24 protein-coding genes and 1 pseudogene are annotated in these 22849 nt (G+C 59.3%); 5 read left to right on the top strand and 20 right to left on the bottom strand.

Features of this window, described 5'->3' with window-relative positions:
- Positions 1-66 precede the first annotated feature (66 nt).
- From QA644_RS07835 to QA644_RS07825, 3 genes are all read right to left on the bottom strand, one after another.
- The gene (locus QA644_RS07835) at positions 67-387 is read right to left on the bottom strand and encodes a septum formation initiator family protein (protein ID WP_022715503.1); all 321 of its coding nucleotides are present in this window, start codon (positions 385-387) and stop codon (positions 67-69) included.
- A 141-nt stretch (positions 388-528) separates the two neighbouring features.
- Positions 529-1803 carry a phosphopyruvate hydratase gene (eno, locus tag QA644_RS07830; RefSeq protein WP_283071808.1) on the bottom strand — a complete coding sequence of 425 codons (1275 nt, stop codon included), beginning with the start codon at positions 1801-1803 and terminating at the stop codon, positions 529-531.
- 116 nt (positions 1804-1919) lie between these two features.
- Complete coding sequence (locus QA644_RS07825) at positions 1920-2165, bottom strand: hypothetical protein (RefSeq protein ID WP_283071807.1); 246 nt, start codon at positions 2163-2165, stop codon at positions 1920-1922.
- A 77-nt stretch (positions 2166-2242) separates the two neighbouring features.
- On the opposite strand from QA644_RS07825, the gene QA644_RS35140 reads away from it, so the two are divergent.
- The 3 genes from QA644_RS35140 (at position 2243) to QA644_RS35130 (ending at position 3969) form a co-directional block, all read left to right on the top strand.
- A complete protein-coding gene (locus QA644_RS35140) occupies positions 2243-2374 on the top strand; it encodes a hypothetical protein (RefSeq protein ID WP_349254112.1) in 132 nt (43 codons plus the stop codon).
- Positions 2375-2464: 90 nt separating this feature from the next.
- A complete protein-coding gene (locus QA644_RS35135; protein ID WP_349254111.1) occupies positions 2465-3337 on the top strand; it encodes a methyl-accepting chemotaxis protein in 873 nt (290 codons plus the stop codon).
- A complete protein-coding gene (locus tag QA644_RS35130; RefSeq protein WP_349254110.1) occupies positions 3337-3969 on the top strand; it encodes a methyl-accepting chemotaxis protein in 633 nt (210 codons plus the stop codon). The genes QA644_RS35135 and QA644_RS35130 overlap by 1 nt, the downstream gene beginning before the upstream one ends.
- Before the next feature lie 22 nt (positions 3970-3991).
- On the opposite strand, the gene kdsA is transcribed toward QA644_RS35130, so the two are convergent.
- Both kdsA and QA644_RS07810 read right to left on the bottom strand, forming a co-directional pair.
- Positions 3992-4837, bottom strand: coding sequence for a 3-deoxy-8-phosphooctulonate synthase (gene kdsA, locus QA644_RS07815; protein WP_283071806.1), 846 nt, complete (start codon positions 4835-4837; stop codon positions 3992-3994).
- A complete protein-coding gene (locus QA644_RS07810; protein ID WP_074067992.1) occupies positions 4834-5712 on the bottom strand; it encodes a VOC family protein in 879 nt (292 codons plus the stop codon). Before QA644_RS07810 ends, kdsA begins: the two co-directional genes overlap by 4 nt.
- Positions 5713-5917: 205 nt before the next feature.
- On the opposite strand from QA644_RS07810, the gene lexA reads away from it, so the two are divergent.
- Positions 5918-6634 carry a transcriptional repressor LexA gene (lexA, locus tag QA644_RS07805; protein WP_283071805.1) on the top strand — a complete coding sequence of 239 codons (717 nt, stop codon included), beginning with the start codon at positions 5918-5920 and terminating at the stop codon, positions 6632-6634.
- Here the strand turns inward: lexA and QA644_RS07800 are convergent.
- Positions 6615-6844: pseudogene (locus QA644_RS07800) on the bottom strand (hypothetical protein); the annotation flags it as partial. The gene lexA and the pseudogene QA644_RS07800 sit on opposite strands and share 20 nt — an antisense overlap.
- 727 nt (positions 6845-7571) lie before the next feature.
- Here QA644_RS07800 and gltA point away from each other — a divergent pair.
- Positions 7572-8861, top strand: a complete 1290-nt coding sequence (gltA, locus tag QA644_RS07795; RefSeq protein WP_022715495.1) for a citrate synthase — start codon at positions 7572-7574, stop codon at positions 8859-8861.
- Between the two features lie 25 nt (positions 8862-8886).
- On the opposite strand, the gene lpxB is transcribed toward gltA, so the two are convergent.
- The 14 genes from lpxB to QA644_RS07725 all read right to left on the bottom strand — a co-directional run bounded on the left by lpxB (position 8887) and on the right by QA644_RS07725 (position 22824).
- On the bottom strand, positions 8887-10050 hold the full coding sequence (gene lpxB / locus QA644_RS07790; RefSeq protein ID WP_283071803.1) for a lipid-A-disaccharide synthase: 1164 nt from the start codon (positions 10048-10050) through the stop codon (positions 8887-8889).
- Positions 10050-10928: an LpxI family protein gene (locus QA644_RS07785; RefSeq protein WP_239598895.1), complete on the bottom strand. Its 879-nt coding sequence runs from the start codon at positions 10926-10928 to the stop codon at positions 10050-10052. The genes lpxB and QA644_RS07785 overlap by 1 nt, the downstream gene beginning before the upstream one ends.
- A gap of 2 nt (positions 10929-10930) precedes the next feature.
- A complete protein-coding gene (gene lpxA / locus QA644_RS07780; RefSeq protein ID WP_283071801.1) occupies positions 10931-11749 on the bottom strand; it encodes an acyl-ACP--UDP-N-acetylglucosamine O-acyltransferase in 819 nt (272 codons plus the stop codon).
- Positions 11746-12213: a 3-hydroxyacyl-ACP dehydratase FabZ gene (fabZ, locus tag QA644_RS07775; protein WP_022715492.1), complete on the bottom strand. Its 468-nt coding sequence runs from the start codon at positions 12211-12213 to the stop codon at positions 11746-11748. Before fabZ ends, lpxA begins: the two co-directional genes overlap by 4 nt.
- Complete coding sequence (lpxD, locus tag QA644_RS07770; protein WP_283071799.1) at positions 12210-13271, bottom strand: UDP-3-O-(3-hydroxymyristoyl)glucosamine N-acyltransferase; 1062 nt, start codon at positions 13269-13271, stop codon at positions 12210-12212. Before lpxD ends, fabZ begins: the two co-directional genes overlap by 4 nt.
- A gap of 37 nt (positions 13272-13308) precedes the next feature.
- The gene (gene bamA / locus QA644_RS07765; RefSeq protein WP_074070253.1) at positions 13309-15651 is read right to left on the bottom strand and encodes an outer membrane protein assembly factor BamA; all 2343 of its coding nucleotides are present in this window, start codon (positions 15649-15651) and stop codon (positions 13309-13311) included.
- A 194-nt stretch (positions 15652-15845) separates the two neighbouring features.
- A complete protein-coding gene (rseP, locus tag QA644_RS07760; RefSeq protein WP_022715489.1) occupies positions 15846-16979 on the bottom strand; it encodes an RIP metalloprotease RseP in 1134 nt (377 codons plus the stop codon).
- A gap of 29 nt (positions 16980-17008) precedes the next feature.
- Positions 17009-17845 carry a phosphatidate cytidylyltransferase gene (locus QA644_RS07755; protein WP_194729640.1) on the bottom strand — a complete coding sequence of 279 codons (837 nt, stop codon included), beginning with the start codon at positions 17843-17845 and terminating at the stop codon, positions 17009-17011.
- 3 nt (positions 17846-17848) lie between these two features.
- On the bottom strand, positions 17849-18592 hold the full coding sequence (locus QA644_RS07750) for an isoprenyl transferase (RefSeq protein ID WP_039844800.1): 744 nt from the start codon (positions 18590-18592) through the stop codon (positions 17849-17851).
- Positions 18593-18626: 34 nt separating this feature from the next.
- Positions 18627-19187, bottom strand: a complete 561-nt coding sequence (frr, locus tag QA644_RS07745) for a ribosome recycling factor (protein WP_022715486.1) — start codon at positions 19185-19187, stop codon at positions 18627-18629.
- A 53-nt stretch (positions 19188-19240) separates the two neighbouring features.
- Positions 19241-19963, bottom strand: a complete 723-nt coding sequence (pyrH, locus tag QA644_RS07740; protein ID WP_022715485.1) for a UMP kinase — start codon at positions 19961-19963, stop codon at positions 19241-19243.
- Positions 19964-20058: 95 nt separating this feature from the next.
- Positions 20059-20985, bottom strand: a complete 927-nt coding sequence (tsf, locus tag QA644_RS07735; RefSeq protein WP_074067979.1) for a translation elongation factor Ts — start codon at positions 20983-20985, stop codon at positions 20059-20061.
- Positions 20986-21226: 241 nt separating this feature from the next.
- Positions 21227-21991, bottom strand: coding sequence for a 30S ribosomal protein S2 (gene rpsB / locus QA644_RS07730; RefSeq protein ID WP_022715483.1), 765 nt, complete (start codon positions 21989-21991; stop codon positions 21227-21229).
- Between the two features lie 188 nt (positions 21992-22179).
- Positions 22180-22824 (bottom strand): metallophosphoesterase family protein, encoded by a 645-nt coding sequence (locus QA644_RS07725; RefSeq protein WP_074067977.1) that lies wholly within the window; start codon positions 22822-22824, stop codon positions 22180-22182.
- Positions 22825-22849: the final 25 nt, after the last annotated feature.

Raw genomic sequence — 22849 nt, 5'->3', positions numbered from 1 at the left:
GCATGGCACGTATTCTGCTTTAAATAATTGATAAAGCTACAGAATTGTCAATTAACCTATTTCCGGTTAATTGGCGTAGGAATTGAATATGACGATTTCGTCGGCCCGCGACATGTTCAATTGATAGCGGGCTTTTTCGTCCAGCATGTCCTTGTCGAGCGAGCCATCGCTCAACAGCGCGACTTGCTGCTCCAGATGTTCGCGTTTCGCCTTCAAGACCGCAAGCTCACGCTCGCGCGCAATTCGGCGCTTCTCGAAGCCTTCCGTGGCCCGGAGACCATAGTCGCCGTGAATGCAGTGATAACCGAAATAGGAGAGAAAAGCGACCGTCATGGCCGGAATGACGAACCGGCCGATCTTTCTCTTCTTATGATGCTTTGTCCACATACGCACACATGCTCTCAAACGCATTACCTATTGAACGAGCCTACGCCTGAGAGATTAACCGTCCGTTGACTATGAATTTAGAGCAACAAAAAACCCGCGCCGGTGAAGCGCGGGTTTCAAGGATCTGATTTTTAAAGGCTATCAGCCACGGATGATCGAGCGGCCGGCGTAGCGAGCCTGCGGGCCAAGGCCCTCTTCGATGCGGATCAGCTGGTTGTACTTGGCCAGACGGTCGGAGCGCGACAGCGAGCCGGTCTTGATCTGACCGCAGTTGGTCGCGACGGCGAGATCGGCGATCGTGGAGTCTTCGGTCTCGCCCGAGCGGTGCGACATGACGGCGGTATAGGCTGCCTTGTGCGCGGTGTTGACGGCGTCGAGCGTTTCGGTCAGCGATCCGATCTGGTTGACCTTCACGAGGATCGAGTTGGCGACACCCATGCGGATGCCGTCGCGCAGGCGCTCCGAGTTGGTGACGAAAAGATCGTCGCCCACCAGCTGCACCTTCTTGCCTGCGAGGTCCGTCAGGGCCTTCCAGCCGTCCCAATCGTCTTCAGCGATGCCGTCCTCGATCGAGATGATCGGGTACTTGCCGGCGAGATCGGCGAGGTATTCAGCCATGGCGCCCGATTCAAGCGTGCGGCCCTCTCCTTCGAGAACATACTTGCCGTCCTTGAAGAACTCCGTCGAAGCGCAATCGAGACCGAGGCAGATGTCATCGCCCGGCTTGTAGCCGGCTTTCTCGATCGACTTCATGATGAAATCGAGCGCTTCGGGCGCGCTCTTCAGGCCCGGCGCGAATCCGCCCTCGTCGCCGACATTGGTGTTGTGCCCCTGGGCCGAAAGCTCCTTCTTGAGGACGTGGAAGACTTCCGAGCCCATGCGAACCGCTTCGCGGATCGAATCGGCGCCGACCGGCATGATCATGAATTCCTGGAAGTCGATCGGATTGTCGGCATGCGCGCCGCCGTTGATGATGTTCATCATCGGAACCGGCAGCAGATGCGCGCTCGCGCCCCCAACGTAGCGATAGAGCGGCAGGCCGGCAGCCTGGGCGGCAGCCTTGGCGACGGCGAGCGATACGCCAAGGATGGCATTGGCGCCGAGGCGGGACTTGTTCGCCGTGCCGTCCAGTTCGATCATGATGTTGTCGATCTGGATCTGGTTCTCGGCATCGATGCCGCCGATCGCGTCGAAGATTTCCGTGTTGGCAGCCTCGACGGCCTTTTCAACACCCTTGCCGAGATAGCGCTTGCCGCCGTCGCGAACTTCGACGGCCTCATGCGCACCGGTCGAGGCGCCGGACGGCACAGCCGCACGGCCCATACTGCCGTCTTCGAGATAGACATCGACTTCAACGGTCGGATTGCCACGGCTGTCGAGAATCTCGCGGGCGATAATGTCGGTAATTGCAGTCATGATCTCTTCCTGCTCGGTGGGTGATAAATCGTTCGAAGCCTGTTTAATCGAAGGCACGCAAATTACAATGCCACACCGACGACACACGGCATGGCATGGCCTATAGCCCGAATATGTCAGGCTTTTGAAGAAGCCGCTCGCACCCCATCGATCCCTGCCGAGAGCTTGCTCAGGCGTTTCGGAACCTCAGGTTTTGAAATGACACCCGTCACTTTCGATCTGGTTGTAAATTTATCGGTCAGTAACCAATCAATATTATAATTAATACTCATTGAGGAAATACTGCCCCGCTCTCCGGCAAGTAGTATTGCATGATGCGTTTCCTCGTGCGGTCCAAATCCGCCTGATATACGGACCTTCACGATTTCAGGTCCCCTCGGAAATCGCTTCGATCGGCATACAGAATTATGCCTTCAATAAGCTGCGGGTGAACGGCGAGATGTACAAGCAAATCATCTACGGCAAGGATCTCGTCGCCGATATCCTGCCGCCGCCCCTCTACCTCGTTGAGTCTAACATGCTTGCGCTCGAAGCGGTGCAGCGCCCCGACGTTGCCAAGAAGAACGTCTAGCGCATCGAACATGTCCTGAAACCCGCCTACGAGGACCGCCGCAAATATTGGCTGGCGACCGCGCTCAGCTCGGACCTTAAGCAGAAGCTCTTGAACGATGTCCTTGTCAAAGGCGACGTGTTCTGGAAGGTGATGCAGGAGGAACTCGCGCCGGCCATTGTCAAGAATGACGCCGCAGTCATTCCGGCGTCCTTCGAAAAGCTTGCGACGAATTTCCATATCCATGAAAACGCCGTCAACGAACTCGTCGATATGGCGAACACCTTCCTGGCGTCCGCTGAAAAGGACGCCGCCGAACAGACACGCATCCTTTCGGCTATCACGCTCGCGGCTGCCGCAGTCTCGCTTTGCCTGCTTCTTGGCGGCCTTTACGTCTTCCGCCGCCGCGCCATCGTGCCGCTCTCGGCGATGCGCGACTATATGGCGATCCTTGCTGGCGGCGACTATTCGAAGGATGTGCCCTTCAGCCGCCGGGCCGACGAGATCGGGGAGATGGCGCGCGCCGTCACCGTCTTCCGCGAATCCGCCGAAGAGCGGAACAATATCCGTGCGCGCCAGGATGCCGAATGTCAGGCCCAAGCACAGCGCGATGCGGCGCTTGCCGCTGCCAAGGCAGACGAGGAAGCCGTCCGCGAGGGCGTCATCGCCAGCCTGAGCCGCGGCCTGGAACGGCTCTCCGGCGGCGATCTCACGGTCCAGCTTAGCGAGCCTTTCGACGCAGCCTACGAGAAGCTGCGCGAGCAGTTCAATTCGAGCGTCCGCACGCTTTCTGAGGCAATGAGGGAAATTTCGACCGTGACGAATGTAGTAAGGACCGGCTCCGGCGAAATCGCATCGAGCACAAACGATCTGGCCCGGCGAACAGAGCATCAAGCCGCCTCGCTGGAGCAGGCGGCCTCGGCGCTCGACCAGATCACGGTCACCGTCAAGAACTCGTCGGACGGGCCAATGAAGCCAACGTGATGATGACGGCGACGAAGGAAAGCGCCAGCTATTCGGCAACCGTCGTGCACGAGGCGGTCGCTGCGATGGAGAAGATCGAGACATCATCTGCGCAGATCGGCGATATCATCAACGTCATCGACGAAATCGCCTTCCAGACCAACCTGCTCGCGCTCAATGCCGGCGTGGAAGCCGCCCGCGCGGGCGAGGCCGGAAAGGGTTTTGCGGTCGTTGCACAGGAAGTGCGCGACCTTGCCGGCCGCTCCGCCAATCTGGCAAAGGAAATTAAGCAGCTGATCGAGACGTCTTCCAGCCAGGTTTCGGCCGGCGTTGCCTTGGTCAACCGCACCGGTGAAGCGCTCAGCAATATCGATCAGCAGGTTCTGAAGGTCACCGCGCTGATCGAGTCGATCGTGCGTTCCTCCACCGAACAAACGACCGCTCTCCTGAAAGTCAACGCCGCCGTCAACACTATGGACAGCGTCACGCAGCAGAACGCGGCGATGGTTGAACAGACAAGTGCCGCCTGCCGCGAGCTCGGTGACGAGGCGATACACCTCAATCACCTGCTGGCCCGTTTCCTTCTCGACGACGTAACGGCGTCCGCCGCAACGCGGTCGTACTCAAGCCAAAGGATGGCGCTCGCCGGTTGACGGCGGGCACCTTCCGCCAGTATCAGGCCGCCTTGGCGACGGCGTCGAGGGCCAGCAGCTTTTCCAGAAGCCGCGGCATGTCGTTCAAATACACCATGTTGGGGCCGTCGCAGGGGGCATTGTCCGGATCCTGGTGGGTCTCGATGAAGACACCTGCAACTCCGACCGCAACTGCCGCCCGCGCCAGCGTCTCGACGAACTGGCGCTCCCCGCCCGACGTCGTGCCCTGGCCGCCGGGCTGTTGCACGGAATGGGTCGCATCGAAAATGACCGGAGCCCCCATGGCCGCCATGATCGGCAACGAGCGCATGTCCGAGACCAGCGTATTGTAACCGAAGGACGCGCCACGCTCACAAAGCAGAACATTCGAATTGCCGCTCTGATTTAGCTTGGCGAGAACATTCTTCATGTCCCAGGGAGCGAGAAACTGGCCCTTCTTGACGTTGATGACACGGCCGGTCTTCGCGGCTGCGACAAGCAGGTCCGTCTGACGGGAGAGGAAGGCCGGGATCTGCAGAACGTCCACGACCTCGGCGACCCGCGCGCATTGCTCTTCCGAATGGATATCTGTCAGAACCGGAATGCCGAGTTCCTTCTTGAGGTCGGCGAAGACTTCCAAGCCCTTCTCTAGACCGATACCGCGTTTGCTCGACAGCGAAGAGCGGTTCGCCTTGTCGAAGGAGGTCTTGTAGACGAGCCCGATGCCGAGCTTGCCGCAAAGCTCCTTGAGCGTGCCCGCAACCATGAAGGCATGGTCGCGGCTCTCCATTTCGCATGCGCCGGCGATCAGCGACAGCCTGCCACTGTTTGAAAATACGACGCGGCCGGCACCTTCGCCGACTGCGACTTCGGAATTCGTATTGCTCATCGGATCTCCTCGAAGGCGAAGATCGCACCTTGGCCGGGCGCAGGCTTCACCAGGACTCTGTTGTTCTTGCGTGTATAGGGCATCCCGTTATCAGCCAAAAGCGCTTCTGTCACGGCAAGATCGGTGGTGCGGAAAACGATAGCGCTGCCTCTTAGCCCCTTATCCACGGATAACGGCACCGAATCGAAATAAGCCTCCATCCCTTCCGGCGACAGAAGACTGATCCTGGCATTCGCTGCCGCGATCGCCACGCCAAACGGTGTCCGCTCGATTTCCGTCGTAGACACGGCCAACTGAAGGAACGAGCCGAAGGCTTCAGGCTCGGGCGCGCTTAGCACCATCTCCGAGATACCGGTTGCACCGTTCGCATGCTTTTCCAGCGCGCTCCGATCGGCCGGAAAGGCGTTGATGCGCTGGCAGTCAAAGAGGAAGAAATCCGGCACCCGAAGATCGGCGGCAAAGGCAAGCTTGAAAGTGCCTGTCGATTGCGACCCGTCCGGCATCTTGATCAGGCGCGAAAACTCCAGCATGGCGCCGCCGCTCTTTCTCGCACGCACGAAATGAGCATGGTCGGCGTCCGCGTCCTCCGTGCTGAATGCGGCCGCAGAGAATCCGTCATTGCCGCACCGGAAACGAAAGGCCTGGTCGCGCGCCACAAAGACGTTTCCGTGCCGCACTGATTCTTCACATTCTTTCGCGCTCGCGACGCCAAGCGGCTCGAGATAGGTCTTGTCGGCGAAAAAAACGCAAGCATTCACCGTACCGAAAGGATGACGGCCCTCGGCGGCAACCGTGAACCCCAATCGTCCCAGCCGCTCCCGCGCGAGATCGATGTTGGTGACCGGTAGAACAAGATGATCCAACGGATGCAGCATGGCGTCAGGTCTCCATTTAATGTGCTGAAGATGTGTGCCGCTATGTGGTCAATGCAAGCTGAAAGCGCTGATCCGGCAAACAAAAGTTTCCAAAAATGAACGCAGTTGAGACGAAGTTTTACGAAAATTTAGGTACTTGCGGAACACATATGGAACATATAGTGTCCGTTCTGGCTTTGTTTCACGAATTTGGGGTTAAACTTCGATGCTGACACGCAAACAACAGGAGCTTCTCCTCTTCATTCATGAGCGTATGAAGGAATCCGGCGTTCCGCCATCGTTTGACGAAATGAAGGATGCGCTGGATCTCGCGTCCAAATCCGGCATCCACCGGCTGATTACCGCTTTGGAAGAGCGCGGTTTCATTCGTCGCCTACCGAATCGGGCCCGCGCGCTTGAAGTGATCAAGCTGCCGGAAGCCTACAGCCCGAGCATCCAGCCCCGCCGCGGCTTTTCGCCGAGCGTCATCGAGGGCAGCCTCGGCAAGCCGCAGCCTGCTGCCGCCGCGCCGAAGCCGGCGAACGAAGACAATAACAGCTCCATTTCGGTTCCCGTCATGGGCCGTATTGCGGCAGGCGTGCCGATCTCGGCGATCCAGAACAACACGCACGACATCAACGTTCCGGCCGATATGCTCGGCTCCGGCGAACACTACGCGCTTGAGGTCAAGGGCGATTCGATGATCGATGCTGGCATCTTCGATGGCGACACGGTCATCATCCGCAACACCAGCACCGCCAATCCCGGCGACATTGTCGTGGCACTGGTCGATGACGAGGAAGCGACGCTGAAGCGGTTCCGCCGCAAGGGTGCGTCCATCGCGCTGGAAGCGGCGAACCCCGCCTACGAGACGCGCATCTTTGGACCGGATCGCGTAAAGGTTCAGGGTAAGCTCGTCGGCCTTATCCGCCGCTACCATTGACCGGCAGCGCGTCGCCGGCAAAGGCGACGGCGCGCCACTCATAGGCGTGGCGGGGGCGATCGAGTTTCTCGAAGGCGGTTGTCCAAAGCACGGTTCGACGGCGCCGGTTTTCCGCAAGGTTTCATTCGCGAAATGCACTGCGCCGCATCGGCAGGCGCCGAACCGCAGCCTTGCCCGCGTGACGACGATGTCCGCGGCATCGCAAGCCGGGCGTGGCACCGTTCCGCATCGCATTTCTTGCCTCTTCCTGCTGCTCCGGTGAAATTTCGCTTTCCCTCCGTCTTTCGCGGGTCGCAGCGCCTTCACGGCTGCTTTCGGTCAAAGCCAAAGCGCTGAGCGAAACATTCGTGCCGGACGCAAACCAGATCGCCGCCCCAAGCCCGAAAAAACCGTCGCAAAGCGCAGGCGTGTGCCCTGAGCGGCTCCTTAGCTCGCCATTTGCAGGCCGAAAGCCTTGGGTATGCAGCCACAATGACTGATCGGTGGCTACGGGACTGAACGGTGGCTATTGACGGGCGAGAGCTCTGCTTTTGCCAAAGGCTTCTTCCCGCATTCCAAAAGCGCAAGCCGGGAAGCGCGCACACTGCTTGTCCGCGACATCTGCTGAAGCGGAATGCGCAGCTCGGCCGTTTTCAACTCCGGCATGCACCCAGCCCGCTGACACCCTATGAATACAACCAGAATGCAGCCCTGAGGGCGTTTCAGCAACAATAATCGATTGAAAAAAGTCCAAAAAAATGGATTGCAAAAAGCCGAATTAAATCATTGGCTTCCGCTATGCGCCTCCGGCATCGCAGGAGTGTCTAAAAGTTGATACTGCGATGCACAAAATGGCGCCACGGTAACTTGGCATTGGCGCCGTGATCATATAGCTATCGGAGAGGACGCTTAACCCTATGGCGCTTTTATGGCGCCGCCGCCAGTTTGGAGGATCAGCATGACGGATCAAAGCGCAACAATCAAAATCGGCGACAAAACCGCCAATCTTTCCGTGAAAAGCGGAACGATCGGTCCGGATGTCATCGATATTGGTGCACTCTATAAAAACACCGGTTCCTTCACGTACGATCCTGGTTTCACCTCGACCGCTTCCTGTGAATCGAAGATCACCTATATCGACGGCGATGAAGGCATTCTGCTGCATCGCGGCTACCCGATCGAACAGCTTGCCGAACATGGCGACTTCCTGGAAGTCTGCTATCTGCTGCTTTACGGCGAATTGCCGACGGCTGCCCAGAAGAAGGATTTCGACTACCGCGTCACGCATCACACCATGGTGCACGAGCAGATGTCTCGCTTCTTCACCGGCTTCCGCCGCGACGCCCATCCGATGGCCGTCATGTGCGGCTGTGTCGGCGCTCTGTCTGCCTTCTACCACGACTCGACAGACATCACCGATCCGCATCAGCGCATGGTCGCAAGCCTGCGCATGATAGCCAAGATGCCGACTATCGCGGCCATGGCCTACAAGTACTATATCGGCCAGCCGTTCGTTTATCCGAAGAACGATCTCGACTACGCCTCGAACTTCCTGCGCATGTGCTTCGCGGTACCGTGCGAAGAATATGTCGTGAACCCGGTCCTCTCGCGCGCCATGGACCGTATCTTCATCCTGCACGCCGATCACGAGCAGAACGCCTCGACCTCGACGGTTCGCCTCGCCGGCTCTTCGGGCGCCAACCCGTTCGCATGCATCGCGGCCGGCATTGCCTGCCTTTGGGGCCCGGCTCATGGCGGTGCCAACGAGGCGGCGCTCAACATGCTTTCGGAAATCGGCTCGGTCGAGCGCATTCCGGAATATATCGCCCGCGCCAAGGACAAGAATGACCCGTTCCGCCTCATGGGCTTCGGTCACCGTGTCTACAAGAACTACGATCCGCGCGCCAAGATCATGCAGAAGACGACGCATGAGGTTCTCGCCGAACTCGGTCACAAGGACGATCCGCTTCTCGAAGTCGCGATGGAGCTGGAACGCATCGCGCTGACCGACGAATACTTCATCGAAAAGAAGCTCTACCCGAACATCGACTTCTATTCCGGCATCACGCTGAAGGCGCTGGGCTTCCCCACGACGATGTTCACGGTGCTCTTTGCGTTGGCCCGCACGGTCGGCTGGATCGCCCAGTGGAACGAGATGATCGAGGATCCACAGCAGCGCATCGGCCGTCCGCGCCAGCTCTATATCGGCGAACCGCTGCGCGACTACGTTCCGGTTTCGAAGCGCTAAGCCGCTTCCGCCCGAAAAAACCCGGTCAGAGACGGCCGGGTTTTTTCTTGTCCAGAATGTCGAGAACGAGATCCGCCGCTTTCTCGCCCGGCGGCTTTTCCGTCTGCATGCGCTGCCAGACAAGGTCGAAACCTTCGAGCATTGCGCGCCGCTGGAGCGTGTCGCTGGAAAGGCGTTCCATCCAGCGCGCCAGGCTCGCGCCACGAACGACCTCGTTGATATATTCCGGGACGACGGCATAGTCGGCGATCAGATTAGGAATTGCTCCTGTCCACGTCTTGATGCGCCGCGTCATCATAGTGATGATCCAGTCTGTCTTATAGACTGAGACTGTCGGCACGCCTGTAAGTGCAAGCTCGAGGATGACAGTCCCCGAGGCAGCCATTGCCGCATCGGCCTCCGCGAAAGCCCGCCATTTCTGTTCATTGCCAGTCAGGATCTCCGGTCTCGTTTCCCAGTCCTTCACGAGGTTGCGAACCATCGATTCCCTGCGGCTGACGGTCGGCAAGAGAAACCGCATTGTGCCACCGCGGGCGACGAGCTCATTGACGGCATCGCGAAAATAGGGAAGCAGCTTTGTGATCTCCGACGAGCGTGAGCCCGGGAGCAGCATGATCGTTTTCCGGCCCTCCGCGACGGTCTTGAGCTTTTCTGCCCGGCCGCGCCTGGCGGCAATCAAATCCGCATCCGCCGTCAGCCGGTGGCCGACATAGGTCGTCTGCGGTCCGCCGAGCTGCTCCATCACCGCGGGCTCGAATGGCAGAACGGCCAGCACATGGTCGATATAAGCGAGCATCTGCTGGGCGCGATATTCCTTCCACGCCCAAACGCTGGGACAGACATAATTGACGACCGGGAGTTCCGGCAGGGCTTCGCGAACACGTTTGGCAACGCGATGGGTGAAATCCGGGCTGTCGATGACGATCAGAATATCGGGCTTTGCCGCAATGATTGCAGCCGTCGTCTGCCTGATGCGGGCGACAAGCTTCGGCAAGTTTCCAAGCACCTGTGTGACGCCCATAATCGAAAGCTCGGAGAAGTCGAAGAGCGACTTCAGCCCCTGTGCCTCCAGCGCGTCGCCGCCGACGCCGACAAGTTCAATCCCGGCATGCCTGCGCTTCAGCGCAGCCACGAGATCGGCGCCGAGAAGGTCTCCGGAAACCTCGCCTGCCACAATCGCGATCTTCATCACAGCCCCCATGACGGTAGGCCGCGATCGAGCCCGCAGACAAAAAGCCCGGCTTCGTCGGCTGCCCTGATCACAGCCTGGCGATCCAGCACGAGAGCACGTCCCGCCTCGATTGCAATTCCCGCCAAGCCCGCCGCCTTGGCATTCGTCACCGTGGAGAGGCCGATCGACGGAAGGTCGGCGCGGACATCCTGCTGCGGCTTGCAGAGCTTGACCAGCACGCCACGGCGGCGCGGCGATATACGCCCGGCGCTACGCAGCGATGCGACGCGCTCAAGCATTCCGTCGGTCCCTTCCGCGCCTTCGAGCGCCACGATGCGTCCGCCGACGGAGACTGCGCCCTGCCCGACGTCGAGCGCACCAAGCGCTTCGGCGGCTGCTGCCGCCTTCAGGATATCGATCTTGTCGTCATTCCCCGGCGACATGACGCCGATCGGCCCGACAGCCGCCAGCAGGTCGGGGGCAATATCCTGCGCGCCGACGACGCGCCGGCCGTCGTCTTCGATGAGCTTGATGACCATCTGCAACACCGTATCGTCGCCGCCCGAAAGCAGCGTACGCACCACACCCGGCATCTTTGCGACCGTCCGCCAGGTTGGCCTCACTTCCCGCCATTCGGGGCGACGGCGAACGCCGCCAGACATGACGACGCGGGTGATGTTGTTGCGCTTGAAAATTTCTGCCAGCGCCGACAAATCACCGACGCCGATGACTGCATGGTCATAGTCCTCCCATGACCGGTCAAGTTCACCCTTCAGCGAAATCACGAATGGATCCTCGCCGGCTGCCCGCGCCGCCTCGGCGACATAAGACGGCAGAAGACCGTTTCCCGCAATGATCGCCAGACGGCCTTTGTCGGTATCACCGGCGGGAGACAAGGTCAGCCTTTCTGTCCTCGCGTCGGCGATGACAGCGCGCGGTCGCTTTCCGCGGCAATGAAATCGAGGATATGCATCACCGGCTCGCAATCGGCATATTCGTCGCGGATCGCTGCCGCGTTGTCGCGGATCGAACCTGATCCTTCAAAAATCGCCTTGTAAGCGCGCCGCACCGTATGGATGACAGCGCGATCAATCCCGGCGCGCGTCATGCCGACAACGTTGAGACCGCCCAGCAAACCGGGATTTCCATTGAGCATCCCATACGGAATGACATCGTAGCTGACAGCCGAAAGGCCGCCGACGAAGGCCTGGCGGCCGACACGCGTGAACTGATGCACGGCCGATCCGCCGCCGAGAATGACCCGATCCTCGATCGTCACATGCCCGGCGAGCATGACATTGTTCGACATGATGACGTGATTGCCGACACGGCAGTCATGGGCGACATGAGAATTGGCGAGAAACAGGTTGTTGTCGCCGACGATTGTCTTGCCGCCGAAATCTGCGGTGCCGGTATTCATCGTCACGCCTTCGCGGATGGTGCAATTCTCGCCCACCGTCAGCATCGTCTCCTCGCCGCCATGGTGCACGCTCTGGGGATCGCCGCCGATGACCGCCATCGGGAAAATCCGGGTGCCTTTGCCGATCTCGGTTCTGCCGGTCACCACGACATGCGCCAGCAGTTCGGCATTGTCATGAAGAACAACCTTCGGACCGACATGGCAAAACGGACCGACGGTCACGCCTTCGCCGATGACCGCGCCATCCTCGACAACGGCCATGGCATGGATGCGGGCGCTCCCTGCGATCGTGCTCATGCCTCGTCCTTACGAAGAATCATCGCGCCGATATCAGCTTCCGCGGCCAATGCGCCGTCGACCTTGGCGTCGCAATGGAACTTCCAGATATTACCGCGCTGCTTCTGCTTCTTCACATGAAATTCGACCCGATCGCCCGGGATGACGGGCTTGCGGAAACGTGCATTGTCGATGGTCATGAAATAGACGAGGTTACCGCTCGTTCCATCCTTGCGCGCGCAGATCGCACCCGCCGTCTGCGCCATGCCTTCGATCAGCAGCACACCCGGCATGATCGGCGACTCGGGAAAGTGGCCGGTGAAATGAGGCTCGTTGGCAGTGACGTTCTTGATGCCGATCGCGGAATCATCGCCATCGATCTCAATAATCCGGTCGACCAGCAAGAACGGATAGCGATGCGGCAGAAGCTTCATGATCTCCATGATGTCCGCCGAAGCAAGCGTCTCCTTGACCCCTTCAGTCATTCTTGATCTCCCGTTTTATGAGCCCGAGCGCTCGCGCGCGCCATTATCTCCGCCGACTCTCGAAGAAAATCCTTTACCGGACGTGCCGGAATGCCGCCATAACGCTCACCGGCAGGAATGCTCTGAATGACGCCGCTCTTTGCCGCGATCTGTACGCCATCGCCAATCGTAATATGGCCATTGATACCAGTCTGACCGCCGATCTGCACACCGTTTCCAATAACCGCACTGCCGGCGATGCCGACCTGCGAAACGATCGCGCAATGACGCCCGATCCTGACGTTGTGGCCTATCTGCACCTGGTTGTCGATCTTCGTTCCCTCGCCGACGACCGTGTCGTCCATCGTGCCGCGATCGATCGTCGTGTTCGCGCCGATCTCGACATTGTCCTGGATGATGACCCGGCCGATCTGAACGATCTTGATCATCCCTCTGGGGCCTGGCGCATATCCGAAGCCATCCTGGCCAATACACGCACCGTTGTGCACGATCACGCCATTGCCCAAGAGCGCGCATATCACGCTGGCACCGCCGGCGATCGTGCAATCGCGGCCGATCTTGACACCGGGACCGATAAGCGCGCCGGCGCCGATCCGTGTTCCCTGACCGATTTCCGCATTCGCGCCGATGACAGCCAAAGGCTCGACGATCACGCCCTGTTCCAGCCGCGCCGTCGGATCGACCGCCGCAGTCGCCGCGATCTCTGCCGTCGAAGACATTGTTGCCAGTGGCTTCAAAGCAGCCGGATGGAGATGCCCGCCTGCCATCGCAAAAGCGGCATGGGGGTTCTTCGACAAGAGAACCGGAATATGAGGGGGTACCGCCGATCTTATCGCGGGCTCGCAAAGGACTGCCGACGCCCGACAGGTTTCAAGCTCGGCACGGCTCCTGCGTGAGATGATGTAGCAAAGATCACCGGCCTTCGCACGGCTGACCGGCGACACCGATCGGATAAGGATGTCGCCATTTTCAGGGTCGGCAAGTTCCGCCCCGAGATATTGCGCCAACTCTGAAAGTTTGACGCCGTCGCGGGGCGGAAAGAAATTGTTCTGCTCCACCGGCAAAGCTCCAGTTTTCGATTCTGGATTGCCGATATCAGAATTGGTTGTTGATGCCAAACTTGAAGTACTGTGTTTGGTCGTAATCTTCCTTCACGACGGGGATCGCGTAGTCGACGCGCAGCGCGCCGAACGGCGATTGCCAGACAAGGCCAACACCGACGGACGCACGAAGTGCTGCGCTATCGCCTCTCACGAATTCTGGCGAACTCACGTCAACATCATTTCCAAACAATGTACCCGCATCAGCGAAGACCGCGCCACGAAGACCAAAGTCACGCGGGAATCCGGGCATCGGGAAGGTCGCTTCCGCCGAGACGGTAAAATAAGTCGTTCCTCCGAGCGGATCATCCGGTCCGCCACCAACGCGAGGACCGATCCCCTTGTTTTCGAAGCCGCGGATGTCGTTATTGCCCAATGTGAACTGGTCGAAGATGTTTAGGTCTTTGCCGAGGCCGACAACATGGCCCGCACCGGCCGCAACAGATCCAATGATATCGGCATCGTCAGCCAGCAGATGATAATAGCGCGCCTTCCCGTAGATCTTGTAAAACTGCGAGTCGCCACCCAAGCCGGCAATTTCCTGCGTCAACGTCGCGTATATCCCCTCGCGCGGGAGCGTCATGTCATCGAGCGTGTTATAGGTCAGCGTATTGGAAATCGATGAACGGATCCAAGGTCCATCGTTCACAAGATCCTGATAGGGTGTCGAAAGATCGCTCAGATCGCTGCCGTCGGCATCGTAGTTCATCCGCTTGAAGTTGTAGCGGAACGTCGTCGCCAGATCCTCGGTGATCGGCGCCGTCGCGCGGAGAACGACGCTATCTTCGGTATAGTCGTAATTATCGTTGCTCGAGGTTTCGCTGTGATTGAGGTCGAAACCGGTCGCAAGGCGATAACCGAGGAAGTAAGGCTCGGTGAAGCTCAAACCATAACTCTGCGAGCCTTCGACACCGCCACCGGCAGAAACCCTGATATACTGGCCGCGACCCAGGAAGTTCTTTTCTTCAATGGACGCTTCCAGGATCAGACCGTCGCCGCCTGCGGCGTAACCGGCACCGATACCGAACGAACCCGTCGACTGATCCTGAACATCGACGATGACAACGACGCGGTCAGGCGAGCTGCCCGGCGCGGTCGAGATATTCACCGACGAGAAGAAGCCGAGCGCTTCGAGACGGCGCTTCGCCTTTGTGATCATCTGCTGATTGAAGGCGTCACCTTCGCTCATGTCGAATTCGCGGCGGATGACGTAATCGCGCGTGCGGCTGTTGCCGCGGATTTCGATGCGCTCGATGTAGGCACGTTCGCCCTGGTCGACGAGGTATTCGACACCGATCGTATTGTTGCCGAGGTCGCGGTTGCCGCGCGGCGTCACGCGGGCGAACGGATAGCCTGCCGAAGCAACCTGATCCGAAATAGCTTCCATGGACCTCTGGACGTCCTTGGCGCTGTAGACTTCGCCTTCACGCGTCACTACCAGGCCCTGAAGCTGCTCGCCGGTTACGCCTTCTACGGTCGACTGTACGGTTACCGGACCGAAGTCGTAACGCGGTCCTTCCTCGATATTGAAGGTCAGCGTGTACTTGTTCGTGGCTTCGTCAAAAGTAGCATCCGAAGAGATGATCTTGAAGTCGGCATAGCCGCGGTTGAAATAGAACTGGCGCAGCGCCTCTTCGTCGGCATGCAGGCGATCTTCGCTGTAAACGTCCTTGCGGGTCAGGAACGAGAGGAAGTTCGAGCGCTTGGTGCTAATGACGGCAGCTAGACGACCGGTGCTGTAGGCATTGTTGCCCACGAAATTGATGGCTGCGATCTTCGTGCGGTCGCCTTCATCGATGACGAAAGCGAGGTTGACGCGACCTTCGCCAAGCGGAACGACCTGCGTCGTGACCTGCACTTCGCTGCGGCCCGTTGCCGCGTAGGCTTCCTTGATCGCCGCGATATCGGCCTGGATCAGCGCATCGTTGTAGGGACCGGAGGCATGCGTCTGTACAACCGAGGCCAGCTTGTCGTCCTTGACCTTGCGATTGCCGTTGAAAACGACCTGATTGACGAGCTGGGCTTCCTCGACGGTCACTACCAGCGTGCTGCCGGAGACGGAGATTTTGACATCGGAGAAGTACCCCGTGCCGTAGAGCTGCTTTACCGAGTCATCGATGTCGGTATTCGAGAAGTTCCTGCCTGGGGCGATGGTGAGATTGGACCGGACTGCCTCAGCGCCGACGCGGCTCGCTCCACGTACATCGATCCGCTGGATAACCGCTGCTTCCGCAGCCGTCGCAGAGACGATTGTAATTGCGCCTGCGCCCGAAGCAACAATACCTGCAGACAGCGCAACCGCCGATACTGCGTTCAAAAATCTTGAACCAGCCTTCATTTCACCCATTACCTTTTTTCTCGTCCCCGTCGCCGGGCGAACCCGATTCCGGCACGTGTGTCGTTTTACCCGCTTTTGCCCTACAAGCAAGGCAGCAAGTTAATTTCTGTTTACTTCATTTCGAAGCGTGACCCATTCGCCACTACAGCTTTGAAACATCGTAAATAAACGGTAATTTCCCCTCACCGCGCGCGTTAACCTATCAACGCGCTAATGTCGTTCCAGGTAGCAAAAACCATCAGTGAAAGGACCATAGCCAGACCAATGCGAAATGCAATTTCCTGGGCCGATGCCCCTAAAGGTTTACCCCTCACTGCCTCAATCGCATAGAACATCAAATGCCCGCCATCAAGTACCGGAACAGGCATCAAATTCAGTAATCCGATGGAAACGGACAACACCGCGGCAAGCTGAAGCAGGGCTGCAACACCGAGCGTTGCCATCTGGCCGGACGCCTGGGCCACGCGGATCGGTCCGCCGAGCTGATCGGGCTTCATGTAGCCCGCGAAAAGATTGCCGATATATTTGAAGGTACCGGTGACGATATGCCAGGTCTGAACGGCGCCTTCCTCCAAGGCTGCGAGCGGCGTATATGTCTGCACGCGGAAATGGCCGACCTCCTGGTTCGTCACGATGCCGATCAGACCGATCTCCATCTTGTTGCCGAACTGGTCCGTCATGTCGGTGCGCTTCGGCACCATCGGCAGGTCCATCTTCTCGCCGTTCCGCTCGATGGTAACGACGATCCGCTGTTCCGGGCGAACGCTTACATAGCGGCGCACATCGTCGAACGTATCGACCTTCCCGCCGTCGATTGCGATCAGCAGGTCACCGGGCAGGATTCCGGCCTCGGCGGCAGCGCTCTCCGGCTTCACTTCGGCGACGACCGGATCGGCGATCGAGCGGCCGTAGATCGAGAAAAGAACCGCAAAGATGATGATCGCCAGCAGAAAGTTGGCGATGGGACCTGCGGCCACCGTCGCTGCGCGCTTCCAGAGCTTCGCGCCGGCAAATGAGCGCGCTCTATCCGCTTCCGACATCGATTCGAGCTTATCCATGTCCGGCTTGCTCGAGGCGTCCTCGTCGCCGAAGAAGCGCACATAGCCGCCAAGCGGGATCGCCGAGATCTTCCAGCGCGTTCCATGCCGATCGGTAAAGCCCGCAAGCTCTGGTCCGAAGCCGACAGAAAAAGCGAGCACGCGGATGCCGCTCCAGCGGCCGACCAGATAGTGGCCCATCTCGTGCACGAAAACGAGCAGCGAGAGGACCAGAACGAACGGAATGATATAACCCGTTAGAAAGCCGAATATACCGGTCATGCCTTCCATAAATCCTTCCGCTGCGCCCTGCGCAGATATCAGAACCCGAACAAAGCGGCGCCAAGCGGCGCCATGCCGTCACCCTTTATCAGGGAAAATAATGTCGCGAGCAAGAAGGCTGCAAAACAAGCGAATATCAGCCCGTCGACGCGATCCATAACGCCACCGTGTCCCGGAATGAGATGACTGGAATCCTTCACACCGAATCGCCGCTTGATGAAGGATTCGAAGAGATCGCCTGCCTGGCTGCAGACGGAAAGAATGAAGGCGACGGCGGCCGCCATCAGCCAGTCCGCCTCGGGAATGAAGAAGTAGGCGATGACACTGCCCGCAATCACAGCCGAAACCGCGCCGCCCAAAGCGCCGGATTGCGTCTTTCCCGGCGAAATCCTCGGTGCGAGCTTTGGCCCGCCGACTGCTCGGCCGACGAAATAGGCAAGGATGTCGGTTGCCCAGACCACCGCGAAGACGAAGAGCATGGCTTGCAGCCCTGCAGCGTCCCCGCCCCGGATTTCGGCAAGTGCGATGCCGGTCAGTCCGGCATAGACGATGCCAGCCGGAAACCAGCGGCTGGCGCTCTGCGCCGCCACGAAGCCGACAGCAATCGCAAAAAAGAAAACAAGCAGGCTCAACGCAAAATCGAAGCGTCCGAGCAGGATTGCAGCCGCGATGGCCGCCTGCCCCACCCAGCCTGCCACATTCGCGACCGGCTGTTCGGTTTGCAGCCGCGTGATTGTCGACCATTCATAATAGATAAGCAGGGCAATTACGGCCGAGAGCAGGCGGAAGGCGAAGCCGCCGTACCAGGTCACCGCGAGCACGATGATTGCCAGAATGACACCGGAGATAATGCGGAGTTTCAGTTCCTGCTGCATCAATCAGGTGCCTACTGCCGCGGCCTGCGGCGACAGGCCGCCGAATCGGCGGTCGCGCGCCGCGAACTTCTCGAGCGCGGCATAGAAGAGCTCCCGGCCGAAATCCGGCCAGTATTCCGGCACGAAGACGAATTCGGAATAAGCGGCCTGCCACAAAAGGAAGTTCGAAAGGCGCTCCTCGCCGCTGGTGCGAATGATTAGATCGGGATCGGGAATGCCGGCCGTATCCAGCCGGGCATTGACGAGCTCGGGTGTGATCTCCCGGGCTCGCAGCCGCCCAGCCTCGACATCTTCGGCAAGGCTCACCATGGCTCTGGCGATCTCGTCGCGCGAGCCGTAGTTGAAAGCGATGACCAGCGTCAGCGCGGTATTGTCCCGCGTCGTCTCTTCGGCTTCGAGCAGGAGGTTGAGGATATCGCTGCGAAGACTATGCCGGTCGCCGATGATCCTGATCCGCACATTCTGCGCATGCAGTTCGGCGAGGTCGCGCCGGATGAAGGCCTTGAGCAATCCCATGAGGTCGGAGACCTCCGCTTCCGGCCGGCGCCAGTTCTCTGAAGAAAAGGCAAAGAGCGTCAGGTACTTGATGCCGGCATCGCCTGCGGCGCGCACGGTCTCGCGAACGGCTTCCACACCTTTGCGGTGACCCATCGCGCGCGGCAGCCCTCGCTGCTTTGCCCAACGGCCGTTGCCATCCATGATGATGGCAACATGTTCTGGCATACTCAAGAATACTGGTTCCGACATTTCCCGTCCGGTCTCCAGGGGCGCAGGCAAAGCCCTAGACCTGCATGATTTCCTTTTCCTTGTCGGCAAGCAAGCGATCGATCTCGGAAATCATCTCATCCGTCATCTTCTGCACACGATCTGATTGCGCCCGGCTTTCGTCCTGGCTTATGACACCGTCCTTTTCGGCTTTCTTAAGGCCGTCCATGCCGTCGCGGCGTACATGGCGGATCGCAACCTTGCTTTTCTCGGCGTAGTCATGCGCGACCTTGACCAGCGACTTTCGACGCTCTTCGTTGAGTTCCGGCAAAGGAATGCGCAGGTTTTGGCCGTCGACGATCGGGTTGAGTCCGAGGTTTGACTCGCGGATCGCACGTTCCGTCGCGCTTACCATCGACTTGTCCCAGACGGATACCGAAAGCATGCGCGGCTCCGGCACGGTGATATTGGCGACCTGATTGAGCGGCAAGCGCGAACCATAGGCTTCGACCGTCACCGGGTCCAGGATGTTGGCCGAGGCGCGGCCGGTACGCAGCGACGCGATATCGTGTTTGAATGCGGAAATCGCGCCGTCCATGCGGCGCTTCAGTTCCTTGATGTCTGTAGCTTCAGTCATGCTCAATACTCCTGTCAGTCGAAGACGCGCGGCCGTCCAGCGCCGTCTCTCTATCAGTTGTCCGATACGATGGTCTTGAGGCCACCGCCCGTCAAGATTTCAGCAAAACCGCCTTTCTCGTGGATCGAGAAGACGATGATCGGAATGGAATTTTCGCGCGCGAGGGCGACAGCCGCGACGTCCATCACGGCAAGGCCCTTGTCGAGCACTTCCTGGTGCGTCAGCCGGTCGAAGCGCGTCGCAAACGGATCCTTCTTCGGGTCGGCGGAATAGATTCCGTCCACCTGGGTGCCCTTGAAGATCGCCTGGGCGCCCATCTCGGCGGCTCGAAGGGCTGCGGCAGAATCGGTCGTGAAAAAAGGATTGCCAGTGCCGCCCGCGAAGATGACCACGCGGCCCATCGACAGATGGTAGAGCGTCGCGCGCTGCGAGAAGCTCTCGCAGAGTTCCGGCATGGAGATTGCCGAAAGCACGACCGTATCGATGTTCAGCTTGCGCAGCGACGTTGCGAGCGCCAGCGCGTTGATCACGGTACCGAGCATTCCCATGTGGTCGCCCGTCACTCGGTCGCCGCCCTTGGAGGCGACGGCTACGCCGCGGAAGATATTGCCGCCGCCGACGACAACACCGACTTCGACGCCCATCTGGCGGGCTTCGGCGATATCCGACGCGATGCGGTCCGCTACCGCAACGTCGATACCGAATCCCTGGCTGCCCATGAGCGCTTCGCCGGAAGCCTTGAGTAGAACGCGTTTATAGACAGGCTCTGACGACATCTTGGCTCCTCGTATGTTGGCATGATTGCCGGATACACGAAGGGCACCGCGTTGTCACGCGATGCCCTGCCGTTTTCACATTATATGAGGTTTTATCAGCCCTTGGCGGCAGCCGCGACTTCGGCTGCGAAGTCGGTTTCTTCCTTCTCGACGCCTTCGCCGAGCAGCAGGCGTGCCATGCCGGTGATCTCGATCGGCGCACCGACGGTCTTTTCAGCTTCCTTGAGTGCGGCACCGACCGTCAGGTCCGGATTGATGACGAAAGCCTGGGAAACCAGCGCGACTTCTTCGAAGAACTTGCGCATGCGGCCTTCAACCATCTTTTCGATGATGTTGTCCGGCTTGCCGGAAGCGCGCGACTGCTCGATGAAGACGTTGCGTTCGCGCTCGGCGACAGCGGCGTCGACTTCTTCCGGACGGATGGCGAGCGGCGAGGTCGCAGCGATGTGCATGGCGATCTGGCGGCCGATGGCGTTCAGCGCCTCCTTGTTGCCGGTCGACTTCAGCGCAACCAGAACGCCCAGCTTGCCGAGGCCGTCGGAAACGGCGTTGTGGATGTAGGTGGCGACGACGCCGTCCTCGACGGAGAGGGCAATCGAGCGGCGCAGGTTCATGTTTTCGCCGATCGTCGCGATCGCGTCCTTGATCGTGTCAGCAACGGACTTGCCGGAAGCCGGATAGGTCGCAGCAGCGACGGCCTCGACAGAACCGTTGGTCGAAACGGCAACCTTTGCGATGCCGCGGACGAGATCCTGGAAGGCGTCGTTACGGGCAACGAAGTCGGTTTCGGAGTTGACTTCGACCACGACGGCCTTGGTGCCTTGGCTGGCAACGCCGACGAGACCTTCGGCAGCGGTGCGGCCCGACTTCTTGTCAGCCTTGGCGATGCCCTTGGCGCGCAGCCAGTCGATCGCCGCTTCCATGTCGCCATTGGTTTCAGCGAGAGCCTTCTTGCAGTCCATCATGCCTGCGCCGGTCTTTTCGCGCAGTTCCTTCACCATTGCAGCCGTAATCTCGGTCATAAGCTTCCTCTTGTCGGTTTACGGTGGTCCGCAAAATGCTCTGCGCCACCGGATTGAGGCACGAAATGTACCTTTATGTATGACAGCGTGATGAAGACGCGCCATATCAGAACTCGTTGGGCGGACCGGCCTGAACCTACCGCCCTAAAAAGGTCAAGGCCGCCGGAGCTTCGCAAAGTCTCGCGCGGCCTTTCCCAATCCAGTCAAGCTGGACGGACCTTTAGGCCCGTCCGCCTGTTTATCAGGCTTGAGCCTCGTCGAGCGTCGGCTCGATCGGAGCTTCAACGGAAGCGCCAAGGTCGCGGCCCGATGCGCTCTGCTGACGGGCGATACCGTCGATAGCGGCGCGGGAGATCAGGTCGCAGTAGAGAGCGATAGCGCGCGAAGCGTCGTCGTTGCCCGGGATCGGATAGTCGATCAGGTCCGGATCGCAGTTCGAGTCGATGATTGCGACAACCGGGATGCCGAGGCGCTTGGCTTCGTCGATCGCGATCTTTTCCTTGTTGGTATCGATGATGAACATCAGGTCCGGGGTACCGCCCATGTCCTTGATACCACCAAGAGCCTTGTCGAGCTTTTCACGCTCGCGCTCGAGGTTCAGACGTTCCTTCTTGGTGAAGCCCTGGGCTTCGTTGGAAAGGATTTCGTCGAGCTTGCGCAGACGCTGGATCGAGTTGGAGATCGTCTTCCAATTCGTCATCATGCCGCCGAGCCAGCGCGAGTTGACGTAGTACTGGGCCGAACGCTTGGCCGAGTCAGCGATGAGCTCGGAAGCCTGGCGCTTGGTACCGACGAAGAGAACGCGGCCGCCACGGGCAACGGTGTCGCTGACAACCTGCAGTGCGCGCGAAAGCATCGGAACGGTCTGAGCCAGATCGATGATGTGGATGTTGTTACGATCGCCGAAAATGTACGGCTTCATCTTCGGGTTCCAGCGATGGGTCTGGTGGCCGAAGTGAACACCAGCTTCCAGAAGCTGGCGCATAGAAAAATCAGGCAATGCCATGCCTTTGACTCCTTTTCCGGTTGAACCTCCGCAAGGCGAACAGCATCCTCTTCGAAGATGCCACCGGCGGAAAAATCCGGATTTCTCCCGGACGATCCCATGCCTTACGTGTGGAATGCGGCTGCCCTTACCGTCGATCCGCCGAAAATGCAAGGCGTTCGCTCAAAAAAACTGGCATCTGGCTGCCCCTAGCCCTGCACTTGGATAAACTCGACCGGTCCGCCGGCCAGCGAATCTTCAAACACGGCGCACGAAAGCGGACCGCCGAACACGCATCCGCTGTCGATATTCGTGCGGTTGCCAACGGTCAGCGGATTCGCGTCCGAGGGCGTGTGTCCATGACACAGGTGTTTTCCCCAATAGTCCGCTGAATAGTCGTCGGGAACCCGAAGCCAGAGCAGGTCTTGGGGGGCCTGCATCTCCAGCGGTAAATCCGGAACAACGCCGGCATGCACAAAGATCCGGTGGCTATCGGCATACATCAACGACAACTGACTGGCCCACAGCATATGGTTTGCGGCTACTTTGCCCCCATAGGAAAGCTCCGTTTCAATCCCGCCGTTTTCCAACCACCAGATACGCTCGTCATCGTTAGCGCAGGCGCGCAGCATCATATCCTCGTGGTTACCCTTCAGACATACCCATCGCCAGGACTCGCTGCCCGATCCGTTCATCAGGAGATCAATCACTCCCTTGCTGTCAGGGCCGCGGTCGATATAGTCGCCGATGAAAACCACCGTGCCGGCGCGTGCGTATGCCCCGATGCGATCAAGCATCTCTCTCAACGGCTCCAGGCAGCCATGGATGTCGCCAACCGCAAATGTGAAATTCATGCCGGCGCCTCCCGCGGGACATTGA

The sequence above is a fragment of the Rhizobium sp. CC1099 genome, from assembly GCF_029714385.1.
Lineage (GTDB): Bacteria > Pseudomonadota > Alphaproteobacteria > Rhizobiales > Rhizobiaceae > Rhizobium.
This window is presented reverse-complemented; position numbering and strand designations above follow the sequence as displayed.